Genomic DNA, 19720 nt, shown 5'->3' on the forward strand with positions numbered 1-19720 from the left:
AATGCCTCCGATGTCACTTTATTTTCCCGAAGGCTTGTCCGATCCCCGCCGCAGACGCCGGATCGGCGACATACTCGTCACACTGGTTTGTCTTGTGTGGATCGGCGTTTCCAGTTGGGCTTTTTTCGGCGACGTGCCGGAAGAGATCACCGACAACCACACGTCGAAGGCCATGCAGGAGCGCATGAAGGCCTGCGAAGGCAGTTTCCAGAAGCGCTATGAATGCAAGCAGCGCATGTTGCTGGACGGCGAACGTTGGGGGTTTGCCGTGGCTCTCAACCGGATCTTGCTGATCTGCGCCCCGCCGATTACGGCCTGGGTCGTGTGGTCGGCCATGAAGCGGCGCGGCGAATAAGCATTTCATCTGCCGATTTGATGAACCAGAGGTTGCCTGACCCGGCGGCTTGCGGCACAGTCGCGGCTCCGCAATCCACCAGATCAGAGGCTGGACCAATGGCCACCATCACCCTCAAGGGCAATCCCATCAACACCAACGGCACCCTGCCGGCGGTCGGCGCCGCCGCCCCGGCCTTCTCCCTGACCGGAGTCGACCTGGCCGATGTCTCGCTGGACTCCGTAACGGGCCAGACCGTCGTGCTGAATATCTTCCCCAGCATCGACACCCCCACCTGCGCCGCCTCGGTGCGCCGCTTCAACGCCGAGTTGGATAAGCTGGGCAGCGTCACCGTGCTGTGCGCGTCTGCCGATCTGCCCTTCGCCCACAAGCGCTTCTGCGGCGCCGAGGGCCTGGAGCGGGTCAAGTCGGTCTCCGACATGCGCGACAAGGGCTTCGGCGAGCGCTATGGCGTCAAGATCGTCGACGGCCCGCTGGCCGGTCTGCTGGCCCGCGCCGTGGTGGTGATCAAGGGCGGCAAGGTCGCCTATACCCAATTGGTCGCCGAAATCGCCGACGAGCCCAATTACGACGCCGCCATCGCCGCCGCCAAGGCCTAGCCTTTCCTAAGGCTTGGCCACTCGCACGGCCATGAAGCCACGCCCCGCCATGGGGCGTGGCTTTTGTTTTGGCGCATTGATGAATATCAATACAAAATGACAATAATTTAAAACTGCAAAATCAGCGACATCGGAATATTGATATTTGTCATATTGATAAATGTCAAATATAGTTAGTCTTCTTGCCAAGTTCTCCTTACTGCGAATATGGTTTCTTTCTTTGAAAGACCGGAACAACCGGCGGATCACTTGCGAAGAGGGAATTCCATGAAAACGACCACGATTTTGATGGCGGCCGCCACGGTCGTCTGGGCGGCTTCGGCCAAGGCCGAGGACAAGCCAGCCCATGGCGCCGGCCAGCAATACGAGACCAGCGGCGACGTGCTCAAGGGCGCGCCCATGCAGCAGCCTGGGGCGCTGCCCGCTCCCGTCCTGACCGCCGCCCAGTTCGACAAGGCCAAGCAGATCTATTTCGAGCGCTGCGCCGGCTGTCACGGCGTTCTGCGCAAGGGCGCCACCGGCAAGCCGCTGACCACCGACATCACCCGCGAACGTGGCTTCGACGCGCTGAAGGCCTTCATCACCTACGGCTCGGCGGCTGGCATGCCCAATTGGGGAACCTCCGGCCAGTTGAGCGAGGCCGAGGTGGATCTGATGGCCAATTACCTGCTGAACGACCCGCCGCAGCCGCCCGAATTCGGCATGGAGCAGATTCAGTCGACCTGGAAGGTGATCATTCCCGAGGATCGTCGCCCCAAGAAGCAGATGAACAATCTGGCGCTGGAAAACCTGTTCTCGGTGACCTTGCGCGATTCCGGCGAGATCGCCCTGATCGACGGTGCGTCCAAGGAGATCGTCACCATCATCAAGACCGGCTATGCCGTCCACATCTCGCGCATTTCCGCCTCGGGCCGCTATCTCTACGTCATCGGCCGCGACGCCAAGATCAACCTGATCGATCTGTGGATGGAAAAGCCAGATACCGTCGCCGAGATCAAGATCGGCATGGAGGCCCGCTCGGTGGAGACCTCCAAGTTCAAGGGCTTCGAGGACAAATTCGCCATCGCCGGCGCCTATTGGCCGCCGCAATACGTCATCATGGACGGCAATACCCTGGAGCCGAAGAAGATCGTCTCCACCCGCGGCATGACCACCGACAAGCAGGAATACCACCCGGAACCCCGCGTCGCCTCCATCGTGGCCTCGCACTTCAAGCCGGAATTCGTGGTCAATGTGAAGGAGACCGGCCACATCCTGCTGGTGGACTATTCCGACATCAAGAATCTGCGCGTCACCACCATCGAGGCCGAGCGCTTCCTGCATGATGGCGGCTTCGACGCGTCCAAGCGCTATTTCCTGGTCGCCGCCAACGCCCGCAACAAGATCGCGGTGGTCGACACCAAGGACGACAAGCTGGTGGGCATGGTCGAGGTCGGCGCCACGCCGCATCCCGGTCGTGGCACCAATTTCGTCCATCCCAAGTTCGGCCCGGTCTGGGCGACCGGCCATCTCGGCGACGAGACGGTGGCCCTGATCGGCACCGACCCCAAGGGCCATCCCAAGCAGGCCTGGACCAAGGTCGCCAGCCTGACCGGCCAGGGCGGCGGGTCGCTGTTCCTCAAGACCCATCCCAAGTCGGCCAATCTGTGGGTCGACACCCCGCTGAACCCCGATCCGGAGATGGCGGCCAGCATCGCCGTGTTCGACACAAGGAACCTGGATAAGCCCGCCGAGATCCTGCCCATCGCCAAATGGGCCGGCATCAAGGACGGTGCCCCCCGCGTGGTCCAGCCGGAATACAACAAGGCCGGCGACGAAGTGTGGATTTCGGTGTGGAACGCCAAGGACAAGGTCTCGGCCATCGTGGTGGTGGACGACAAGACCCGCAAGCTGAAGTCGGTGATCAAGGATCCCCGCCTGATCACGCCGACGGGCAAGTTCAACGTCTACAACACCCTGCACGACATCTACTGATCGGAAAGGGAAGGACGCCCCCGGGCCGCGAGGCTCGGGGGCGTTGTCTATTCCGGGGGGTCAGGCCGTCCGCACGCCGGTCAGGAATCCGCCCACCACCGTCTTCAGATCGCCGGCTTCCTTGGCCAGGGAATGGGCCGAGGCCAGGACTTGACCGGCGGCGCCGCTGGTTTCTTCCGCCGCCTGGGTCACGCCTTGGATGTTGGTGGAAATCTGGCGGGTTCCCTCGGCGGTCCGTTGCACGTTGCGGGCGATCTCGGCGGTGGCGGCGGATTGTTCATCCACGGCGGAAGAAATAGCCCCGGCGATGTGGTTGATCTCCTCGATGCGGCCGACGATGCCCGAAATGGCCTCCACCGCTTCCAGGGTCGCGGCCTGAACCGCGCCGATTTGCGAACTGATTTCCTCGGTGGCCCGCGCCGTCTGATTGGCCAGATGCTTGACCTCGTTGGCGACCACGGCGAATCCCTTGCCCGCTTCGCCCGCCCGTGCCGCCTCGATGGTGGCGTTGAGCGCCAGCAGATTGGTCTGGGACGCGATGTCGTTGATCAGGCTGACCACCGCCCCGATCTTGGCCGAGCTCTCGGCCAGTCCCTGCACGGTGGCGCTGGTGCGGTTGGCGTCGTCCGAGGCCGCCTGGGAAATCCGGCTGGACTGTTCCACCTGACGCCCGATCTCGAGGCTGGACGCCGATAACTGCTCGGCGGCGCTGGCCACGGTTTGGACGCTGACCGAGGCCTCCTCGGTGGCGACGGAGACGGTGGCGACCCGCCGATTGGTCTGTTCCGCCGTGACGGACATGGCCTGGGCCGTGGCTTGAAGTTGGGTCGACGCGCGGGTGACGGTTTCGAGGACCATGGAGGAATGACTGTCGAATTCCTTGGTCAGGGACTCGATGGTCCTGGCCCGGGCTTCCCGGGCGGTCTGCTCCGCCTCCTGCGCCGCCGCCAGTTGATTGGCGCGGATCAGTCCGTCCTTGAACACGGCCATGGCCCGCGCCATGGCCCCGATTTCATCCGTATTGCCGGTGACGGGAATGGAGACGGCAAGATTCCCGTCGGCCATAGCGCCCATGGCGGTGGTCATATGGGTGATGGGACGGGTGATACTGGCCCCCAGACGAAGAGACAGCGCCATCATCAGCCCGATGACGACGATGATCACGCTCCCCACCGCCATCAGGTGGGAATAGAACGCATCATCCACGTCGTCCACGTAGACGCCAGTGGCAATGACCCAGTCCCATGGCTTGTAATGACTGCTGTAGGAGATTTTCGGCAAGGTCCGGTCATTGCCCTTGCGGGCGGATAGATATTCCGTGTAGCCGCCCCCGGCCAGCGCCTGCCGGATCATCTCGCGGGCATAGGCCTTGCCGCCCGGATCCTTGTCATCGATGCGGTTGTGGCCTTCCTTGGTCTTGTCGCCGCCGTTGATCTGGATCAGCCCCGTGCTGTCATAGGCGAACAGGTAATTGCCATCGCCATAGCGGATGGCGCGGATGGCGGCCTTGGCCTGATCCTTCGCCACGTCTTCGGTCAGGGCGCCGCTCTCGGCCAGTTGGCGATAATGCCCGGCAAGCGTGTTTGCCGCCTCAACCATCTGGCGCACCACGAGCTTGCGATCCTCGAGCATGGTGCCGCGCAATTGCGCCAGACTGAAGATGGCCAGAACAATGGTACCGACCATGCCGACCGCGATCAGGACACTCAATCTCCCAGAGATTTTCAGGTTATTGAACATGGAATGCCCTTTCTGCCTCGACCAGCCGATTTCTCCCATCCCGCGAAGCAACGATACCCCAGCCGACGGCGCGCGAGAAGCGCCGTCGGCTACCAGGAGGAGCCTTGCCCAGGCTTTTACAAGGACACAGTGGCGGATTTGGCGATGAATGCGTCCAAGGTCGCCTTATTGGCCTGGATGGCGGTGCGCTGCATGTAGAAGCGCAGGCCGCGCAGGCCGCCCAACTCCTCGCCGCCACCGGCGCGGCCGGGGCCGCCGTGGATGCAATGGGGCATGACGACACCGTGGCCGGTATGGCCGCCCGCCACCACCGCGTCCACCACCTGCACCCGTCCGTGGGCGGTGGCGATGGCGGGAACGAAAGTGGCGTTGAACCCGGCATCGCCGGAGAACACCGAGGCGGCCAGCGAGCCGCCGCCCTTGTGGGCCAGGGCGATGGCCTGATCCACCGAGTCATAGGGCATCAGGGTGGCGACGGGGCCGAACACCTCGATTTCATGCACCGCCTTGCCGGTCATGGGCTGGTCGCACAGCAGCACGGTGGCGGGCAGGAAGCAGCCCTTGGCCTCGCCGCCGCCGACCACCACGCGGGCCTCGGCCTTCAACTGGGCGAGCCCGTCCAGGGCGGCCTGGGTCTGCGACGCATTGACCAGCGGCCCCATGCGGACGGACTCGTCGCGAGGATCTCCCTGCTTGATCTTGGCGAGGGAGGCGGACAGCGCGGCGATCACCGCCTCGACGCGCTCGCGCGGGACCAGGATGCGACGGATGGCGGTGCATTTCTGGCCCGACTTGATGGTCAGTTCGCGGGTCACTTCCTTGACGAAGGCGCCGAATTCGACGCTGTCCGGCCCGGCATCCGGCCCCAGGGCGCAGAGATTCAGACTGTCGGCTTCCACCGCGAAACGGATGTTCGATGCCTGCACATTGGGGTGCGAGCGCAGCATCAAGGCGGTGTCGGCCGAGCCGGTGAAGGACACCAGATCGCCCGGCTTCAGATGCTCCATCAGGTCGCGACCGCCGCCGCACAGCAGCGAGGCGGCGCCTTCGGGAAGCACGCCCTTGGCGATGACGTCCTTGAACATCTCGTAGGCCACCAGGGCGGTGGCGGTAGCGGGCTTGGCCAGGAAGGGAACGCCCGCCAGCAGGGCGACGGCGGCCTTTTCCCACAGACCCCAGGACGGGAAGTTGAAGGCGTTGATATGGACGGCGACGCCCCGGACGGTGGTCCACAGATGCATGCCGCGGAAATTCTCGTCCTTGTTCATCTGCTCGATGCCGGCTTCCGCCAGGGTGTGGACCTCGCCCAGCTTGCGCCCGATGGAGGCGTAGTATTTGAGGGTGCCGATGCCACCATCCACGTCCAGCATGGTGTCATGGGCGGTGGTGCCGCTATTGGCCAGCGACAGCGCGTTGTAGCGCTCGCGGTTCTCGGTCAGCACGCCCGCGACCTCGTTGATCAGGGCGGCGCGCCCTGCAAAAGTCAAAGCCCGCAAGGCAGGGCCACCCTTGGCGCGGGCATGGTCCAGCGCCTCGGCCATGTTCAGCCCGTCGCCCGATGCACTGGCCAGGGTCTCGGCCGTCACCGGATCGACCAGCTTGGTTCCCGGCCCGTTGCCGTCCTGCCAGCGTCCGGCCAAATAGCTTTGAAGTCTGATCATGGGAGCGTTCCTCATAAGACAGTGCGGTGGCTTCACCCCACCCCCGACCCCTCCCCATCAAGGGGAGGGGAGCCTTAGCGTCAAGCCCCTCCCCCTCGTGGGGAGGGGTTGGGGTGGGGGGCAATGGCGGCGACGAAGCGGGTGATGGCGGAAAGCGTCGCGTCGGGCTGATCCTTGTGGGGGGAGTGGCGGCAGCGGTCCAGCAGCACCACTTCCGTCGGGCCGCCACATTTGGCCTTGATGGAGTCGTACTGGACATGGCTGCCGTATTCGTCGTCGCGACCCTGGATGACCATGACCGGCACTTTGATGCCGGGCAGGTATTCCTCCAGGTTCCAGTGCATGAAATCCGGGTCCAGCCAGGCGCCGTTCCAGCCCCAGAAGGCGCAGTCCACGTTGTCGTGGTGCAGCGGCGCCAAGCGCGCCCGCAAATCGCCGGTCTCATAGGCGATCTTGGCCTGGCGGATGGAGGCGACGCAGATCTCCTCGTTCATCACATGGGGTGCCAGGGCGACGACGCCCTTGACCGTCTTGGCCGGAGTGCCGCCCGCATGGACCAGACTGATGGAGGCGCCGTCGGAATGGCCGATCAGGATCACGCTGCCCAAATCCAGGTTTTCCAGCAGGCGGGGCAACACGTCCAGGGCTTCGTGATGCATATAGGTGAGAGGGCGCGGCAGATCGACGGGAGACGACTTGCCGTAGCCGCGCCGCGAATAGACGAAGACACCGCAGCCGGTGGCCTCGGCCAGCTTCTCGGGGAAGCCCTTCCAGATGGCGACGCAGCCCAGGCCTTCGTGCAGCAGAACCAGGGTCGGCCGCCCCTCCACGGTGGGATGCAGCCATTTGTATTCCAGATGCTGGTCGCCCAGGTCGATCTGGCCGTGGGTGTGCTGGCGCCACATGGGATTACTTGTTCCGGGTGAAGTCGATCTTGCCGCCGGGCAGCAGATACAGCACCAGCGCCTCGCCCTCGGTGACCGTGGGGCGGTGGGCGCTGTCCGGCCCATAGACCACCCAGCCCTTGGGCGAGCCGTCGAACTTGGCGGTCGGCGTGATGGGCATCACCATGTCGATCTCGCCGTCGGGATGGCGGTGATGCGGCCCCGCCACATCCTTCATATGAACCACGTCGATGGAATACCCGGCCAGGTCCGGCGTCGCCTCCACCACCCGGCCGTATTTGATGCCGCCATGCTCGCGCTCGCACATCCAGCCGTCCTTGATGGCCTGATGGCAGGCGGCCTCGATGGATTTGAACACCGTGCCCTCGGGGGGGAACTTGGCCTGAAGGACGCCCTTCAGGTCGGGTGTGACCGGCTGACCGGCAATGGTGGTGGTGATCTGGGCCACCAGCGCCTGGAATGCGGATTTGGACACGGTGCATCTCCTGTCGGTTGGCGATCCCCTGTCCGTCATTCCCGCGTAGGCGGGAATCCATGCCTGCCGGATCGTCCGTGCGACACCATGGACCCCCGCTTTCGCGGGGGTGACGAAAAAGACGGGAAAAGACGCCCCTCAATCTTCCGGAACTATAACACCGCAAATCATGTCTTAGAAGCATTATAATGCATGAAGGCGGACGGCGGAGACCTTGAGCTCGGGAATCTTAGCCACCGGGTCCAGCACCGGATTGGTCAGCATGTTGGCGGCGGCCTCGGCGTAGCAGAAGGCCATGAACACCAATCCGCGCGGCAGTCTCGGGTCCGCCTTGGCGGCCGCCGTGATGGCGCCGCGACGGCTTTCCATGCGCAGCCCGCCACCATCCGCCACGCCAAGCCCGGCAAGGTCGTCGGGATTGACGGTGATTTCCGCCTGGGGGCGCAGTTGGTCCAGCACCTGGGAGCGCCGGGTCATGGAGCCGGTATGCCAGTGTTCCAGCACCCGGCCGGTGGTCAGGATGAAGGGGTAATCGGCATCGACACTTTCCGCAGGCGCGATGCCCGAGGCGGTAACCAATCGCGCCTTGCCGTCGGCGGTGGGGAAGCGGTCGTCGAACAGGATGGCCTTACCGGCGGGCGTGGTGATGCCGCCTTCGGCCTCCAGCCTGTCCCAGGTGATCCCGGCCAGCGAGGGCATCAGCGTCGCCATCTCGGCGAAGACCTCTCGCGGCCCGTCATAGTGCCAGTCCAGCCCCAGCCGATTGGCCAGTTCCTGGATGATCCACAGATCCTGGCGGGCCTGGCCGGGCGGGTCCAGCACCTGGCGGCCCATCTGGACATGGCGGTCGGTATTGGTGAAGCTGCCGGTCTTCTCGGCGAAAATTCCGGCGGGCAGCACCACGTCGGCCAGCATGGCGGTCTCGGTCAGGAAGATGTCCTGGACCACCAGATGATCCAGGCTCGCCAAGGCCTCGCGGGCGTGGGACAGATCGGGGTCGGACATGGCGGGGTTCTCGCCCATGACATACATGGCGCGCAGCCGACCCGCCTGGGCGGCGTGCATCATCTCGACCACCGTCAGGCCGGGATTGGGATCGAGCTCCACCCCCCAGGCCTGCTCGAAACGGTGGCGGTGCTCGTCCTCGCCGACCCGCTTGTAGTCGGGCAGCATCATGGGAATCAGCCCGGCGTCCGAGGCGCCCTGGACATTGTTCTGGCCGCGCAGGGGATGCAGCCCGCTGCCGGGCTTGCCCACATGGCCGCATAGCATGGCCAGGGCGATCAGGCAGCGGGAATTGTCGGTGCCGTGGCTGTGCTGGGAAATTCCCATCCCCCACAGGATCATGGCGGACCGGGCCTTAGCGAACAGGCGGGCCACGTCGCGGATGGTCTCGGCGGCAATGCCGCAGACCGGCGCCATGACCTCGGGGGCATAGGCCATGACGTGCTCGGCCAGTTGCTCGAAGCCGGTGGTGCGCGCCGCCACGAAATCCGTGTCGGTGAGGCCTTCCGCCACGATCACATGCAGCAGGGCGTTGAGCAGGGCCACGTCGGTGCCCGACTTGAAACGGAGACTATGTGTGGCGAAGCGGTCCAGCGCCTGGCCGCGCGGGTCGATCACCACCAGCGTGGCGCCCTTGCGCACCGCGTTCTTGATGAAGCTGGCGGCCACCGGATGATTGGCCGACGGATTGGCGCCGATCACCACGATCACCTCGGCATTGGCGACCTCGGCGACCGGGGCGGTCACCGCGCCCGAGCCGATGCCTTCCAGCAGGGCGGCGACCGAGGAGGCATGGCACAGCCGGGTGCAGTGATCCACATTGTTGGTTCGAAAGCCGGTGCGCACCAGCTTCTGGAACAGATAGGCCTCCTCGTTGGAGCCCTTGGCCGAACCCAGCCCGGCTAATTTGCTGTCCCTCAATCGCCGGGCGGGCGCGGCGGCCGTTGGCCTTGCCTCCGAGCGAGGCTCGTCGGAATTCATCTGCCGCCTCAGCCCGGCGGCGGCGAAGTCCAATGCCTCGTCCCACGACGCCTCGCGGAAATGGGTCAGCGGATTGGCCGGATCCAGCGGCTCCTTGGGCGCCCCCGTCTTGCGGATCAGCGGCGTGGTCAGGCGGTGGCGATGGCGGCCGTAATCGAAGCCGAAGCGGCCCTTGACGCACAGGCGTTGTTCATTGGCGATTCCGTCGCGGCCCTCGGCCCCGACGATGATGCCGCCCGCCACCTGATAGGTGACCTGACAGCCGACGCCGCAATAGGGACACAGGGACTCGACGCTGCGTTCGGGGGCCTGATTGGATTTGGGCAGCAAAGCGCCGGTGGGACAGGCCTGGACGCATTCGCCGCAGCCGACGCAGGAGCTTTGCCCCATGGGGCTGTCGAGATCGAAGACGACGCGGCTGTGGGCGCCGCGATGGGCCATGCCGATGACGTCGTTGCCCTGGACGTCGCGGCAGGCGCGGATGCATAAGGTGCAGTGGATGCAGGCGTCCAGCCGCACCGCCATGGCGGGGTGCGAGAAATCGGGAGCGCGGGCGCCCCGCCCGCTAAACCGGCTGCCGTTCACCCCCACCGTCTCGGCCATGCGGCGAAAATGGGTGCCTTCGGGCTGATCCGCCCACAGCAGTTCGAACACCATGCGCCGCGCCCGTTCCACCCGCTCGCCCATGGTGACCACATTCATGCCCTCGGTGGGACGTCGGCGGCACGACGCCGCAAGCGCCCGCTCACCGTCGATGGCGACGACGCAGGCGCGGCAATTGCCGTCGGGCTCGAACCCCTTGCGGTCGGCGTGGCAGAGATGGGGAATGACATGGCCCAGTCGCTTGGCGGCGTCCCAGATGGTCTCGCCGTCGCGGGCCTCGACCTCGGCCCCGTCGAGGATGAAGCGGGTCATGCCGTCACCTCGGGGAAGTGGCGCAGCAGGCTTTGCCACACATTGGGGGCGGCCTGGCCCAGGCCGCAGATGGAGGCCTGGCGCATGACATGGGACAGGTCGTCCAGCAGGGGTTTGTCCCAATGGGGTTGTTCCAATATCTCCGCTGCCCGCGCCGTTCCCACCCGGCACGGCGTGCACTGGCCGCAGCTTTCATGGGCGAAGAAGCGGGCGAGGTTCAAGGCGACGGCCCGCAGATCGTCGGCCTGCGACAGCACGATCACGGCGGCCGAGCCGATGAAGCCGCCATGCTCCTCGATGCAGCCGAAGGCCAGGGGCGGCTGGAGATGGGCGGGCAGGAAGCCGCCCGAGGCGCCGCCCGGCAGATAGGCGGCCAAATGGTGGCCGTCCTCCATGCCGCCGCAGAATTCCTCGATCAATTCGGTGATGGTGACCCCATTGGGGGCGATCTTGACGCCGGGGATCTTCACCCGGCCCGAGACCGAATAGCTGCGCAGGCCCTTCTGGCCGTTACGGCCGTGCTTGGCGAAGCTCTCCGCGCCGTCTTCCAGGATGCGTGACACCCAGTAGAGCGTCTCGACGTTATTAACCAAGGTGGGGCGGCCGAACAGCCCGACCTCGGCCACGTAGGGCGGCCGCTGGCGAGGCAGGCCGCGCTTGCCTTCCAGACTTTCGATCAGCGCCGATTCCTCGCCGCAGACATAGGCTCCGGCGCCCCGGCGGAGGTGGACAGGCACCGTGCCCGGCGGCAGCGCCGCGATGGCGGCGTCCAGCGTGTCATGCAGGTCGGGATATTCGTCGCGGAGATAAATATAGATGGCCTCGGCCTCGATGGCCCAGGCGGCGGCGAGCGCGCCGTCCAGCACCCTGTCCATGGCGGTGTCGAGGAAATGCCGGTCCTTGAAGGTGCCGGGCTCGCCCTCGTCGGCATTGACCACCACCAGGCGCGGGCCGGGCTGGGCGGCCACCGTGCGCCATTTGCGCGCCACCGGGAATCCGGCGCCGCCCATGCCGCGCAGGCCGGAGGCTTCCAATTCGGCGAGGATGGCGTCGCGGGGGCGGTCCCCCACCCCAACCCCTCCCCACAAGGGGGAGGGGCTTTGCGAGGAACGAGGCGGGGGTGGGGTGACCATCAGCGCCGCCATCACCGATTCCACCGTGGCCTCTCGCACCGGCACCCGACTGACCAGCGCCGCCGGGGCATGATCGCACAGGCCCAGGCAGGGGGCATCCACCGCCCCGGGAATCGTGGCTTTCAACTGTTCCGCACCGCGCAGGACGCAACTGGGGCTGCCGCACACCCGGACCACGGCGGAGGGTGCGGCCTCGCCGTCCTTCAGCAGGCGGAAATGGGCGTAGAAACTGGCGGTCTCCATCACCTCGGACAGTGACAGGCGGAACTCGGCCGCCAAGGCGGACAGATGGGCGGGGTACAGCCCGCCGTGCCGGTCTTGGAGGTTATGCAGATGTTCGATGAGCAGGTCGCGAGGGGGCATGATGACATGCACTATAGTGCACAATAGCGTGAGTGACGACTCCTCTTTCCGCGTCACTCCCGCGAAAGCGGGAGTCCACCGTCGTGCGGAACCATGGATTCCCGCCTGTGCCGGAATGACGACGAGAATGGGTTACAGCCCCAGATGGGGAGCCGCCAGCCGCGACAGTTCTTCCAGGCTTTCTTCCCAGGTCTTGCCCGAGGTGCTGAGCACAGCGTCGGCCCGGCCGTAAAGGTGGCGGCGCGCGTCCAGGATGGATTTCAGATCCTCCATGGCCGCCTGGCCCTGGCCCTCGATGGGGCGCAGGTCGCCTTGGCTCATGACCCGGCGCATATGTTCCTCGGGCGAGGCCTGCAGCCAGACCGTGAAGGAGGATTGCAGCAACAGGTCGTAGGTGGCCGATTCCGATACCAGCGAGCCGCCGGCTTCCAGCACCATGCTGGCATGGCTGGCCAGGGTGGTCTCCAGGGCGCTGAATTCCAGCTTGCGATAGCCCTTCTGGCCCATGGACAGCAGGATCTCGGTCATGTCCATGCCAGCGATCTGCTCGATCACCGAGGTTACCCGCACGAAGGGCACGCCGTAGCGCTCGGCCAGCTTTTCGCCCAGGGTGGTCTTGCCCGCGCCGCGCAGCCCCACCAGCGCCACCCGGCGCGACAGTTTCAGCCCGCGCTTGAAGGACTGGCGCAAGATCACATAGGCCTCGGACTGCTGGTCCGGCGTCAGAGATTCCATGAATTTGCGCGCCAGGGCCAGATCGGGATGGTGTCCCTCGGCGTCGGGTTCGATCAATTCGCAGATGGGCAGGTCCATGGCCTGGGCCAGCAGCCACAGGATGTTGTAGCTGACATTGGCCTGACCGCTTTCCAACTGGGCCAGATAGCGTTCGGAAATGCTGGCGTGCTGGGACAGATCCTTGCGCGACATGCCGCGTCGGGCCCGGAACCTCTTGACCCGATCTCCCAGCCGTTTGGCCATCGCGGTGAATTCCGGGTGCTCTTCCATTGTCCGCGCTTTACCCCTGAACGATCCAATAATGAAGCATGGTTGTAGCCGTCTGACCAGCCTCGTGCATAATAGATCATGAAGGAGGATCCATGACGCAGCATGATGCAGCCGTCGGATTCGACCAATGCCATGTGCTGGTGGTCGAGGACAACGCGATGAATCGCCAGCTCATCGCCGTCATGCTCGAAGCCATGGGCGTGGGCCGGATCGAGGCGGCGGTGGACGGAATCGACGGCTTGGACAAGGTGGCGGCGGCGCCGCCGGATTTGATCATCCTGGACATCATGATGCCGCGCATGGACGGATTCGAGTTCTTGGCCCGCCTGCGCGCCGATCCGATCCATGGCGAGATCCCGGTCCTGGTCGCCACCGCCCTGCACGAGGCCGACGAGCGGGCGCGGGCTTTCGACGCGGGGGCCTCGGATTACGTGACCAAGCCCATCGACCGGCGGGAATTCATGGCGCGGGCCTCGGTCCATCTGCGGTCGCGACTGCTGGTCACCAGCTTGCGGCAATATCAAAGCCGCATGAGCCGCGACATCGCCGCCGCCCAGTCCATGCAACGGGCCTTGCTGCCCAAGGCCGATCGCATCGCCGAGATCGAACGGACCTACGGCATAAGGCTGGCATCCCTGTTTCAAAGCTCCGACGAGGTCGGCGGCGATCTGTGGGATGTGATCCCCATCGACGAAAAGCGCTTTGGGGTCTATCTGGCCGATTTCACCGGACATGGCGTGCCCGCCGCCATCAACACCTTCCGCCTGCATCTGATGATGCGCAAGAAGAAGGCCGGAACGCCCCTCGATCCGTCCGCGGTGCTGGAGCGCATGAACAAGCGGTTGTTGACGGTATTGCAGCGCGGCCAGTTGGCCACCATGACCTGCGCCGTCTTTGACATGGCGGAACGCAAGGTCACCCTGTCATGTGCCGGGGCGCCGTCGCCGATCCGTGTGGATGGCGATGGCCTCACCCACATGATCACCGAGCATTCCCACCCGCTCGCCCTTGTGGCCGGCGCCGTCTATCGCGACATCGACATTCCGTTTCGTCCCGGCGATGCCATCTTGCTGTACAGCGATGGACTGAGCGAGGCCGTCGATCCAAGCGGGGAATTGCTGGGCGAGGAGGGCGTCAGGCTTTTCAGCCAACGCTGCGCTGGCGATCTGGACGCGGACGTGCAGGCGCTGCGCGATGGCGGCTGGCGCTTCGACGACGATCTGACCGCGGTTTGGATTTCGGTATGATACCGTTCGGCCCATAAAACGGCTCTCGTGGAATGCGGCCGGGACGGCCGCGCTCCGAGGATAGCGCCCCAGTCGGAGCGCGGGCGTCTCGCCCGCCCTCGCGGGGGCCGTAAAGACGTAACTCCCAACCAGGGTCGGCGCTATGTCTGCGGGTGCAGCGGCGTTCCCGTCGGCACGCGTATTCTGAGGCCGGGCGTCGGGATTAGGGCGACGAAGCGGGCGCTATTAAGGGCGCTTCTGGCCTGCAACAGCCGAGCATGGGTTCCCAGCAGGGCGATTGTGTTGACGATGCACAATCCCATGCTGATGCGCATGGCCACATTGCCGAGGGGTGCCATCAGCGGGATGGCGAATAGAACCGGCAGCAGAAAATAAAGAAAAGTGTCGCGCCAACGCCGCGCCCGCACCACGACAGCGGCCAGATAGGCCACCGGGGAGGCCAGCACCAGATCGACCTTGGCACGTGCCACCACCTGCGAGGCCACCTGAGCGGCAGCGGGAGGCAGGCCTTCGAAGGTCGCCGTCAGCGACAACCCATCCGGCGCCCCCACGAAGGTGGCTCGCAGGGCGTCGCTCGGCCACTGCCCCCGGGGTATGGCGGGGCGGATCTCGGTATAGACCGCCCGTGAAAACGAGGATTCAGGAGGTTGGGTTTCGATGATCATGGCAGATGGCGAATTCCCACATGGGCTGTCGGCACTGTGGCACGAGACGCGGGCAAGGTCCAAGGCCATTGCTGCGACGACGGCCCCCCAATGAGCTCTGGGCGGGCGGGACGCCCGCGCTCCCAACGGGCCTCTCACCCCGGAGCGCAGGCGTCCCGGCCGCTTTCCACAAAAGGCGATTCAGCCGAGCCTGGATGCTTCCGCCGCGTCGAGCGCCTCACGGATCTCGTCCAGGCGCAACACGATGGTGACGATGCCCAATTCCTCTTCCACGCGGGAACGCTCGGCCATCAGATCCTGGCGGCCGTTGGCATCGGCGGTTTGCCAACGCACATTCATGCCCTCTTCATACTCGGCGAAGGTATGCAGGGCGTCGTCCAATTGCTGGTCGAGACGATTGCGCTCTTCTTTGAGTTGGTCGATCAAGGCTTGGGTCTCGGCAGGTGTCATCATCGATCCGTTAGGCAGCGGCCAATCGAGCCCTTGGGGTGACCGTTTCGACCGCGCACCGGGCCGCCGTCATGCCCTCGGATTGGACGACATCATTGGAATGTCCACCCGCCTGGGCATCCTGGACGGTTTCGTCATGGGCGGTCAACACCATCTCCAGCGTCGCGGCATCCATGGCACGCTATCGTCGCAATGCAATATTCGCCACACATTATTTGTGACTAATGTAATACTCCGTCATAGCGTTATGATAATACGGACAATACATTGTTAATGCGTTGTGACGGTCGGGCGGTCTTGGCTCCAATCGGCATATGCCTCCATCATCGCCGACTTTACAATCGAGGCGCTGGCCGCCGGGAAATGTTCAGCCAATAAATCCCATACTTTACCGTTGTGAAGGAAGTTCTGCGCAAAGCACTCCATGTCGGCCGCATTGTCGTCGTCGAACGACTGCCGAAGATAGTCGAGTAGATGCTTGCGATCCTGTTCGCTGAATACCGCCATTTCATACCTCGGAAAGTTATGATTCCTCAGCGGCTCCCACCAACGCAGCGAGCCCCGCTTGTGGCGGGGCTCGGCATCGAACGGCAACCTGAAATCAGATGCTGGCTTCAACCCACTCGTAGAGCTTGCTCTTGGGCAGGGCGCCGATCTTAGTGGCGGCGACTTGGCCGTCCTTGAAGATCATCAGGGTGGGAATGCCGCGCACGCCATACTTGCCGGGCGTTCCTGGGTTTTCGTCGATATTGATCTTGGCGACGGTGATCTTGGCCCCAAGATCCTTGGCGAGTTCCTCGAGGGCCGGCGCGATCTGGCGGCACGGGCCGCACCATTCGGCCCAGAAATCAACCAGAACCGGACCGGCGGCCTTCAGCACATCGGCATCGAACGAGGAGTCGGTCACGTTCTTCATAGGCAAGTTCCTTGTCGAATTCAAAAGACGGAGCAACCTCCGTTCCCGGCGGGGCTTCCCCCGACGGGTTGGAACACTCTAGAAAGCTGCCGTGCGAGCGTCAAGAGAACCCGACGCAGGTCAGCCAGACGCTGCGATCCTGGCGATGAATCCATCCACCTCGCGGCTGAGCGTTTCGGATTGCTGCGACAGTTCGGCTGCGGCGGCCGCCACCTGTTCCGCCGATTCGGTGGCTTCCGCCGCCGTCGCCTGGACGGTGATGATGGCCGACGACACCGATGCCGCGCCGGACGCCGCCTCGGAGACATTGCGGGCGATTTCCAGGGTAACGGAGTTCTGCTCCTCCACCGCGCCCGCCACCGCCGAGGACGCTTCCTCGATCTGGGACACGGTGCGGGAAATCTCCTCGATGGCCGAGATGGCCTCGGCGGCGACACCCTGGATTTGCGCGACCTGCGACGTAATGTCGTCGGTGGCCCTTGCCGTCTGGTTGGCGAGATTCTTGACCTCGTTGGCCACAACGGCGAAGCCCTTGCCCGCTTCACCGGCCCGCGCCGCCTCGATGGTGGCGTTGAGCGCCAGAAGATTGGTCTGGGACGCGATGTCGTTGATCAGGCTGACGATGTCGCCGATGCGGTTGGCGGCATCGGCCAGGCCACGCACGGTGGAATCCGTGCGGGCCGCCACGCCAGCGGCTTCCGACGCCACGGCGGCGGCCCGATTGACCTGGGCACTGATTTCCTGGATGGAGGACGAGAACTCCTCCACCGCCGAGGCGACCGCCTGAACATTGACCGAGGCCTGCTCGGCGGCGGCGGCCACCGTCATGGCCTGACGGGTGGTATCAGTGGCTTGAGCGGACATGGCCCCCGACGAGGCCTCCAACTCCGTGGACGCGGCCGCCACGGCGTTGGCCACGCCCTTGACCTCGTTATTGGCGAAGGCGACGAATTCGGCGTCGCGGGTCTCCATCAGCTTGAGCGAAGCATTGATGGTCTTGGCGTAAAGCGTGAAATCACCGCGCAAGCCGGTGGTGACGATACGCCGGAAATATTTGCGGTGGTTGGCGGACTCCACGGCGGCGAAGGCCTCCTTGCCGAAGGCTTCCGCCAAGTCCAGCAGGCGGTTGACGTTGCGCAGCAAGGCGCCGATTTCATCATTGCGACGAATATTGAGGACGCGGACGTTGATATCCCCGGCCGATGCCCGGCCCAGCACGCGGTTGGCGCCGCTCAGGTCATCGGCCACGCCGCTCAGCTTCGCGCCGATCTGAAGGGCCACGCCGATGGAGGCCAGCGAGGCGAGCACCGCCACGCCGAGGGCCAGGACGGAGCCGCCCGACAACAGGGCCGCCACCACGGCGGCCAGACAAACGACGGCCGGAACCAGCACCGCGATCAGGACGCTCCGTGCCTCGGAATGCAGAGTTTTTTCCATGGCTGTGGCTCCGGTCAGCGTTCGGGGGTGATAGCGAAGACCATGCGGTCATAGCTGTCGAAACCGGCATCGGCCACCGCCTTTTGCAGCATGGCCCATGATGCATCGAGACCGGCCTTGCGATCCTGATGACGGCTTTCCTCGGCCAACAGCTTGGCATAGAGGGGCTTCACGACGCCAAGGGCGTCCGGTTCCGGAACCCTGCGGTTGGAGTGGTAGCCGATGATCTGGTGATTGGCATCGAAATTGGGGGTGACATGGGCGAACACCCAGTAGTTATCGCCGTTCTTCGCCATGTTATTCACATAGGCGAACAATTCCTTACCGCTGGAGATGGTGTCCCACAGCAACTTGAAGATGCATCGCGGCATTTCCGGATGGCGGATAATTGAATGGGCCTGCCCCGTCAATTCCGGCTCGGTGAACCCGCTGACCTTCAGAAAAACATCATTGACATAAGTCAGGCGACCCTTGGGGTCGGTCTTGCTCACAATCAACTCATCGGTAGAAAACGACCGCTCCCTTCCAGAAGGAGCCACCTTGCCCTCGCCCATACTTCGATCCCCGTAATCCCCATACCAACGTCGAGAGTCTGGCAGTAAAGCTACGTATATGCAAGGACGAACTACCCCGACGATATCTTGCATACGATAGTTATACTCTCCGGCTCTTAAGTTGCGCTTCCCATTCGACTTAACAGGGAGAGAGGCCTTGAATTCTGTAGTGGCGCCCGCCCCAATTCCCGCCGCAAGGCCGCGCTGCTTGCCCGCGCCCCGGCGACAGGGTAAACCGGATGCTCCAGAGACGGGGGATACATGAAGACCATCGGCGTTGTCGGCGGAGGAGCATGGGGAACGGCACTGGCGCTGACGGCGCGGCGCGCCGGTCGCGACGTGGTGCTGTGGGCCCGCGAGGACGGGGTGGTGGAGCAGGTCAACACCGCCCATGTCAATTCCGACTTCCTGCCCGGCGTCTCGCTGGACCCCGCCATCCGCGCCACCCAGGATTACGCCGAGGTCGCCCGGGCCGACGCGGTCCTGCTGGTGGCCCCCGCCCAGCATCTGCGGGCCGCCTGCCGCGCCTTGGCGCCCCATTGGCGCAAGGGCGTGCCCGCCGTCATCTGCGCCAAGGGCATCGAACTGTCCACCTGCGCCCTGATGCAGGATGCGGTGGAGGCGGAACTGCCCGACGCGGTCCCGGCCGTGCTGTCCGGTCCTACTTTCGCCATCGAGGTGGCGCGTGGGCTGCCCACCGCCATCACCCTTGCCTGCGCCGACCGCGCCCTGGGCCAGAAGCTGGTGGATGCGCTGGGCACCGCCAGCTTCCGCCCCTATCTGTCCGACGACATGGTGGGCTCGCAGGTGGGCGGCGCCGTCAAGAATGTGCTGGCCATCGCCTGCGGCATCGTCGAGGGGCGCGGCCTGGGCGACAATGCCCGCGCATCGCTGATCACCCGAGGACTGGCCGAGTTGACCCGTCTGGCCATGGCCAAGGGCGGCCGTCCCGACACCTTGATGGGCTTGTCGGGACTGGGCGATCTGATCTTGACCGCATCCTCCACCCAATCGCGCAACTACTCCTTGGGCTTCGCCTTGGGACAGGGACGCAGCCTGGGCGACATCCTGGGCGAGCGCCGCTCGGTCACCGAGGGCGTCACCACCGCGGGCGCCGTCATGGACATGGCGGCGCGCATGGGTGTCGAGATGCCCATCTGCGCCGGCGTCGACGCGGTGATCAACAAGGGCGTCAGCCTGGACGACGCCATCCGGGCTCTCTTGTCGCGGCCGTTCCGTGACGAGGGGCTATAGACTTAATAGCAAGGCTCGATGAGATTGCCTCATCGAGCCTTGGTTAGGCCCAAAGGGCCGCGCCGCTCGTGCGGCGGAAGCCAAGG

The 19720-nt window shown here is 64.8% G+C and carries 19 protein-coding genes; 5 read left to right on the forward strand and 14 right to left on the reverse strand.

The window, feature by feature from the left end:
- Position 1: 1 nt before the first annotated feature.
- From CU669_RS06590 to CU669_RS06600, 3 genes are all read left to right on the forward strand, one after another.
- Positions 2 to 355: a hypothetical protein gene (locus CU669_RS06590; RefSeq protein WP_112143013.1), complete on the forward strand. Its 354-nt coding sequence runs from the start codon at positions 2 to 4 to the stop codon at positions 353 to 355.
- Between the two features lie 98 nt (positions 356 to 453).
- Positions 454 to 954 (forward strand): thiol peroxidase, encoded by a 501-nt coding sequence (gene tpx, locus CU669_RS06595; protein WP_112143014.1) that lies wholly within the window; start codon positions 454 to 456, stop codon positions 952 to 954.
- A gap of 267 nt (positions 955 to 1221) precedes the next feature.
- A complete protein-coding gene (locus tag CU669_RS06600) occupies positions 1222 to 2928 on the forward strand; it encodes a nitrite reductase (protein WP_112143015.1) in 1707 nt (568 codons plus the stop codon).
- 60 nt (positions 2929 to 2988) lie between these two features.
- Here CU669_RS06600 and CU669_RS06605 read toward each other — a convergent pair whose 3' ends face one another.
- From CU669_RS06605 to CU669_RS06635, 7 genes are all read right to left on the reverse strand, one after another.
- Positions 2989 to 4638 (reverse strand): methyl-accepting chemotaxis protein, encoded by a 1650-nt coding sequence (locus CU669_RS06605; RefSeq protein ID WP_161539597.1) that lies wholly within the window; start codon positions 4636 to 4638, stop codon positions 2989 to 2991.
- A gap of 146 nt (positions 4639 to 4784) precedes the next feature.
- Positions 4785 to 6329 (reverse strand): 3,4-dehydroadipyl-CoA semialdehyde dehydrogenase, encoded by a 1545-nt coding sequence (locus CU669_RS06610; protein ID WP_112143017.1) that lies wholly within the window; start codon positions 6327 to 6329, stop codon positions 4785 to 4787.
- 80 nt (positions 6330 to 6409) lie between these two features.
- Positions 6410 to 7234: an alpha/beta fold hydrolase gene (locus CU669_RS06615; protein ID WP_112143018.1), complete on the reverse strand. Its 825-nt coding sequence runs from the start codon at positions 7232 to 7234 to the stop codon at positions 6410 to 6412.
- A 4-nt stretch (positions 7235 to 7238) separates the two neighbouring features.
- On the reverse strand, positions 7239 to 7709 hold the full coding sequence (locus tag CU669_RS06620) for a 4-hydroxylaminobenzoate lyase (RefSeq protein WP_112143019.1): 471 nt from the start codon (positions 7707 to 7709) through the stop codon (positions 7239 to 7241).
- Positions 7710 to 7892: 183 nt separating this feature from the next.
- Complete coding sequence (fdhF, locus tag CU669_RS06625) at positions 7893 to 10610, reverse strand: formate dehydrogenase subunit alpha (protein WP_112143020.1); 2718 nt, start codon at positions 10608 to 10610, stop codon at positions 7893 to 7895.
- On the reverse strand, positions 10607 to 12106 hold the full coding sequence (locus CU669_RS06630) for an NADH-ubiquinone oxidoreductase-F iron-sulfur binding region domain-containing protein (RefSeq protein WP_112143059.1): 1500 nt from the start codon (positions 12104 to 12106) through the stop codon (positions 10607 to 10609). The genes fdhF and CU669_RS06630 overlap by 4 nt, the downstream gene beginning before the upstream one ends.
- A gap of 132 nt (positions 12107 to 12238) precedes the next feature.
- Positions 12239 to 13111, reverse strand: coding sequence for a helix-turn-helix transcriptional regulator (locus tag CU669_RS06635; protein ID WP_112143021.1), 873 nt, complete (start codon positions 13109 to 13111; stop codon positions 12239 to 12241).
- Between the two features lie 92 nt (positions 13112 to 13203).
- Here CU669_RS06635 and CU669_RS06640 point away from each other — a divergent pair, with 92 nt between their 5' ends.
- Positions 13204 to 14358, forward strand: a complete 1155-nt coding sequence (locus CU669_RS06640) for a PP2C family protein-serine/threonine phosphatase (protein ID WP_112143022.1) — start codon at positions 13204 to 13206, stop codon at positions 14356 to 14358.
- Positions 14359 to 14498: 140 nt separating this feature from the next.
- Here the strand turns inward: CU669_RS06640 and CU669_RS06645 are convergent, their stop codons facing one another.
- The 7 genes from CU669_RS06645 to CU669_RS06670 form a co-directional block, all read right to left on the reverse strand.
- The gene (locus tag CU669_RS06645) at positions 14499 to 15023 is read right to left on the reverse strand and encodes a hypothetical protein (RefSeq protein WP_112143023.1); all 525 of its coding nucleotides are present in this window, start codon (positions 15021 to 15023) and stop codon (positions 14499 to 14501) included.
- Positions 15024 to 15203: 180 nt separating this feature from the next.
- Positions 15204 to 15476: a hypothetical protein gene (locus CU669_RS06650; protein ID WP_239988579.1), complete on the reverse strand. Its 273-nt coding sequence runs from the start codon at positions 15474 to 15476 to the stop codon at positions 15204 to 15206.
- Between the two features lie 7 nt (positions 15477 to 15483).
- Entirely contained in the window at positions 15484 to 15648 is a 165-nt protein-coding gene (locus CU669_RS21555; protein ID WP_192884587.1) for a hypothetical protein, read from the reverse strand.
- 95 nt (positions 15649 to 15743) lie between these two features.
- Positions 15744 to 15980, reverse strand: coding sequence for a hypothetical protein (locus CU669_RS06655; protein ID WP_112143061.1), 237 nt, complete (start codon positions 15978 to 15980; stop codon positions 15744 to 15746).
- 94 nt (positions 15981 to 16074) lie between these two features.
- On the reverse strand, positions 16075 to 16389 hold the full coding sequence (gene trxA / locus CU669_RS06660) for a thioredoxin TrxA (protein WP_112143024.1): 315 nt from the start codon (positions 16387 to 16389) through the stop codon (positions 16075 to 16077).
- Between the two features lie 120 nt (positions 16390 to 16509).
- Positions 16510 to 17826: a methyl-accepting chemotaxis protein gene (locus CU669_RS06665; RefSeq protein ID WP_112143025.1), complete on the reverse strand. Its 1317-nt coding sequence runs from the start codon at positions 17824 to 17826 to the stop codon at positions 16510 to 16512.
- A 14-nt stretch (positions 17827 to 17840) separates the two neighbouring features.
- Positions 17841 to 18380 (reverse strand): PAS domain-containing protein, encoded by a 540-nt coding sequence (locus CU669_RS06670; RefSeq protein WP_112143026.1) that lies wholly within the window; start codon positions 18378 to 18380, stop codon positions 17841 to 17843.
- 261 nt (positions 18381 to 18641) lie between these two features.
- On the opposite strand from CU669_RS06670, the gene CU669_RS06675 reads away from it, so the two are divergent.
- Positions 18642 to 19634: an NAD(P)H-dependent glycerol-3-phosphate dehydrogenase gene (locus CU669_RS06675; RefSeq protein ID WP_112143027.1), complete on the forward strand. Its 993-nt coding sequence runs from the start codon at positions 18642 to 18644 to the stop codon at positions 19632 to 19634.
- Positions 19635 to 19720: the final 86 nt, after the last annotated feature.

It is taken from the genome of Paramagnetospirillum kuznetsovii, assembly GCF_003284725.1.
GTDB classification, from domain to species: Bacteria; Pseudomonadota; Alphaproteobacteria; order Rhodospirillales; family Magnetospirillaceae; genus Phaeospirillum; species Phaeospirillum kuznetsovii.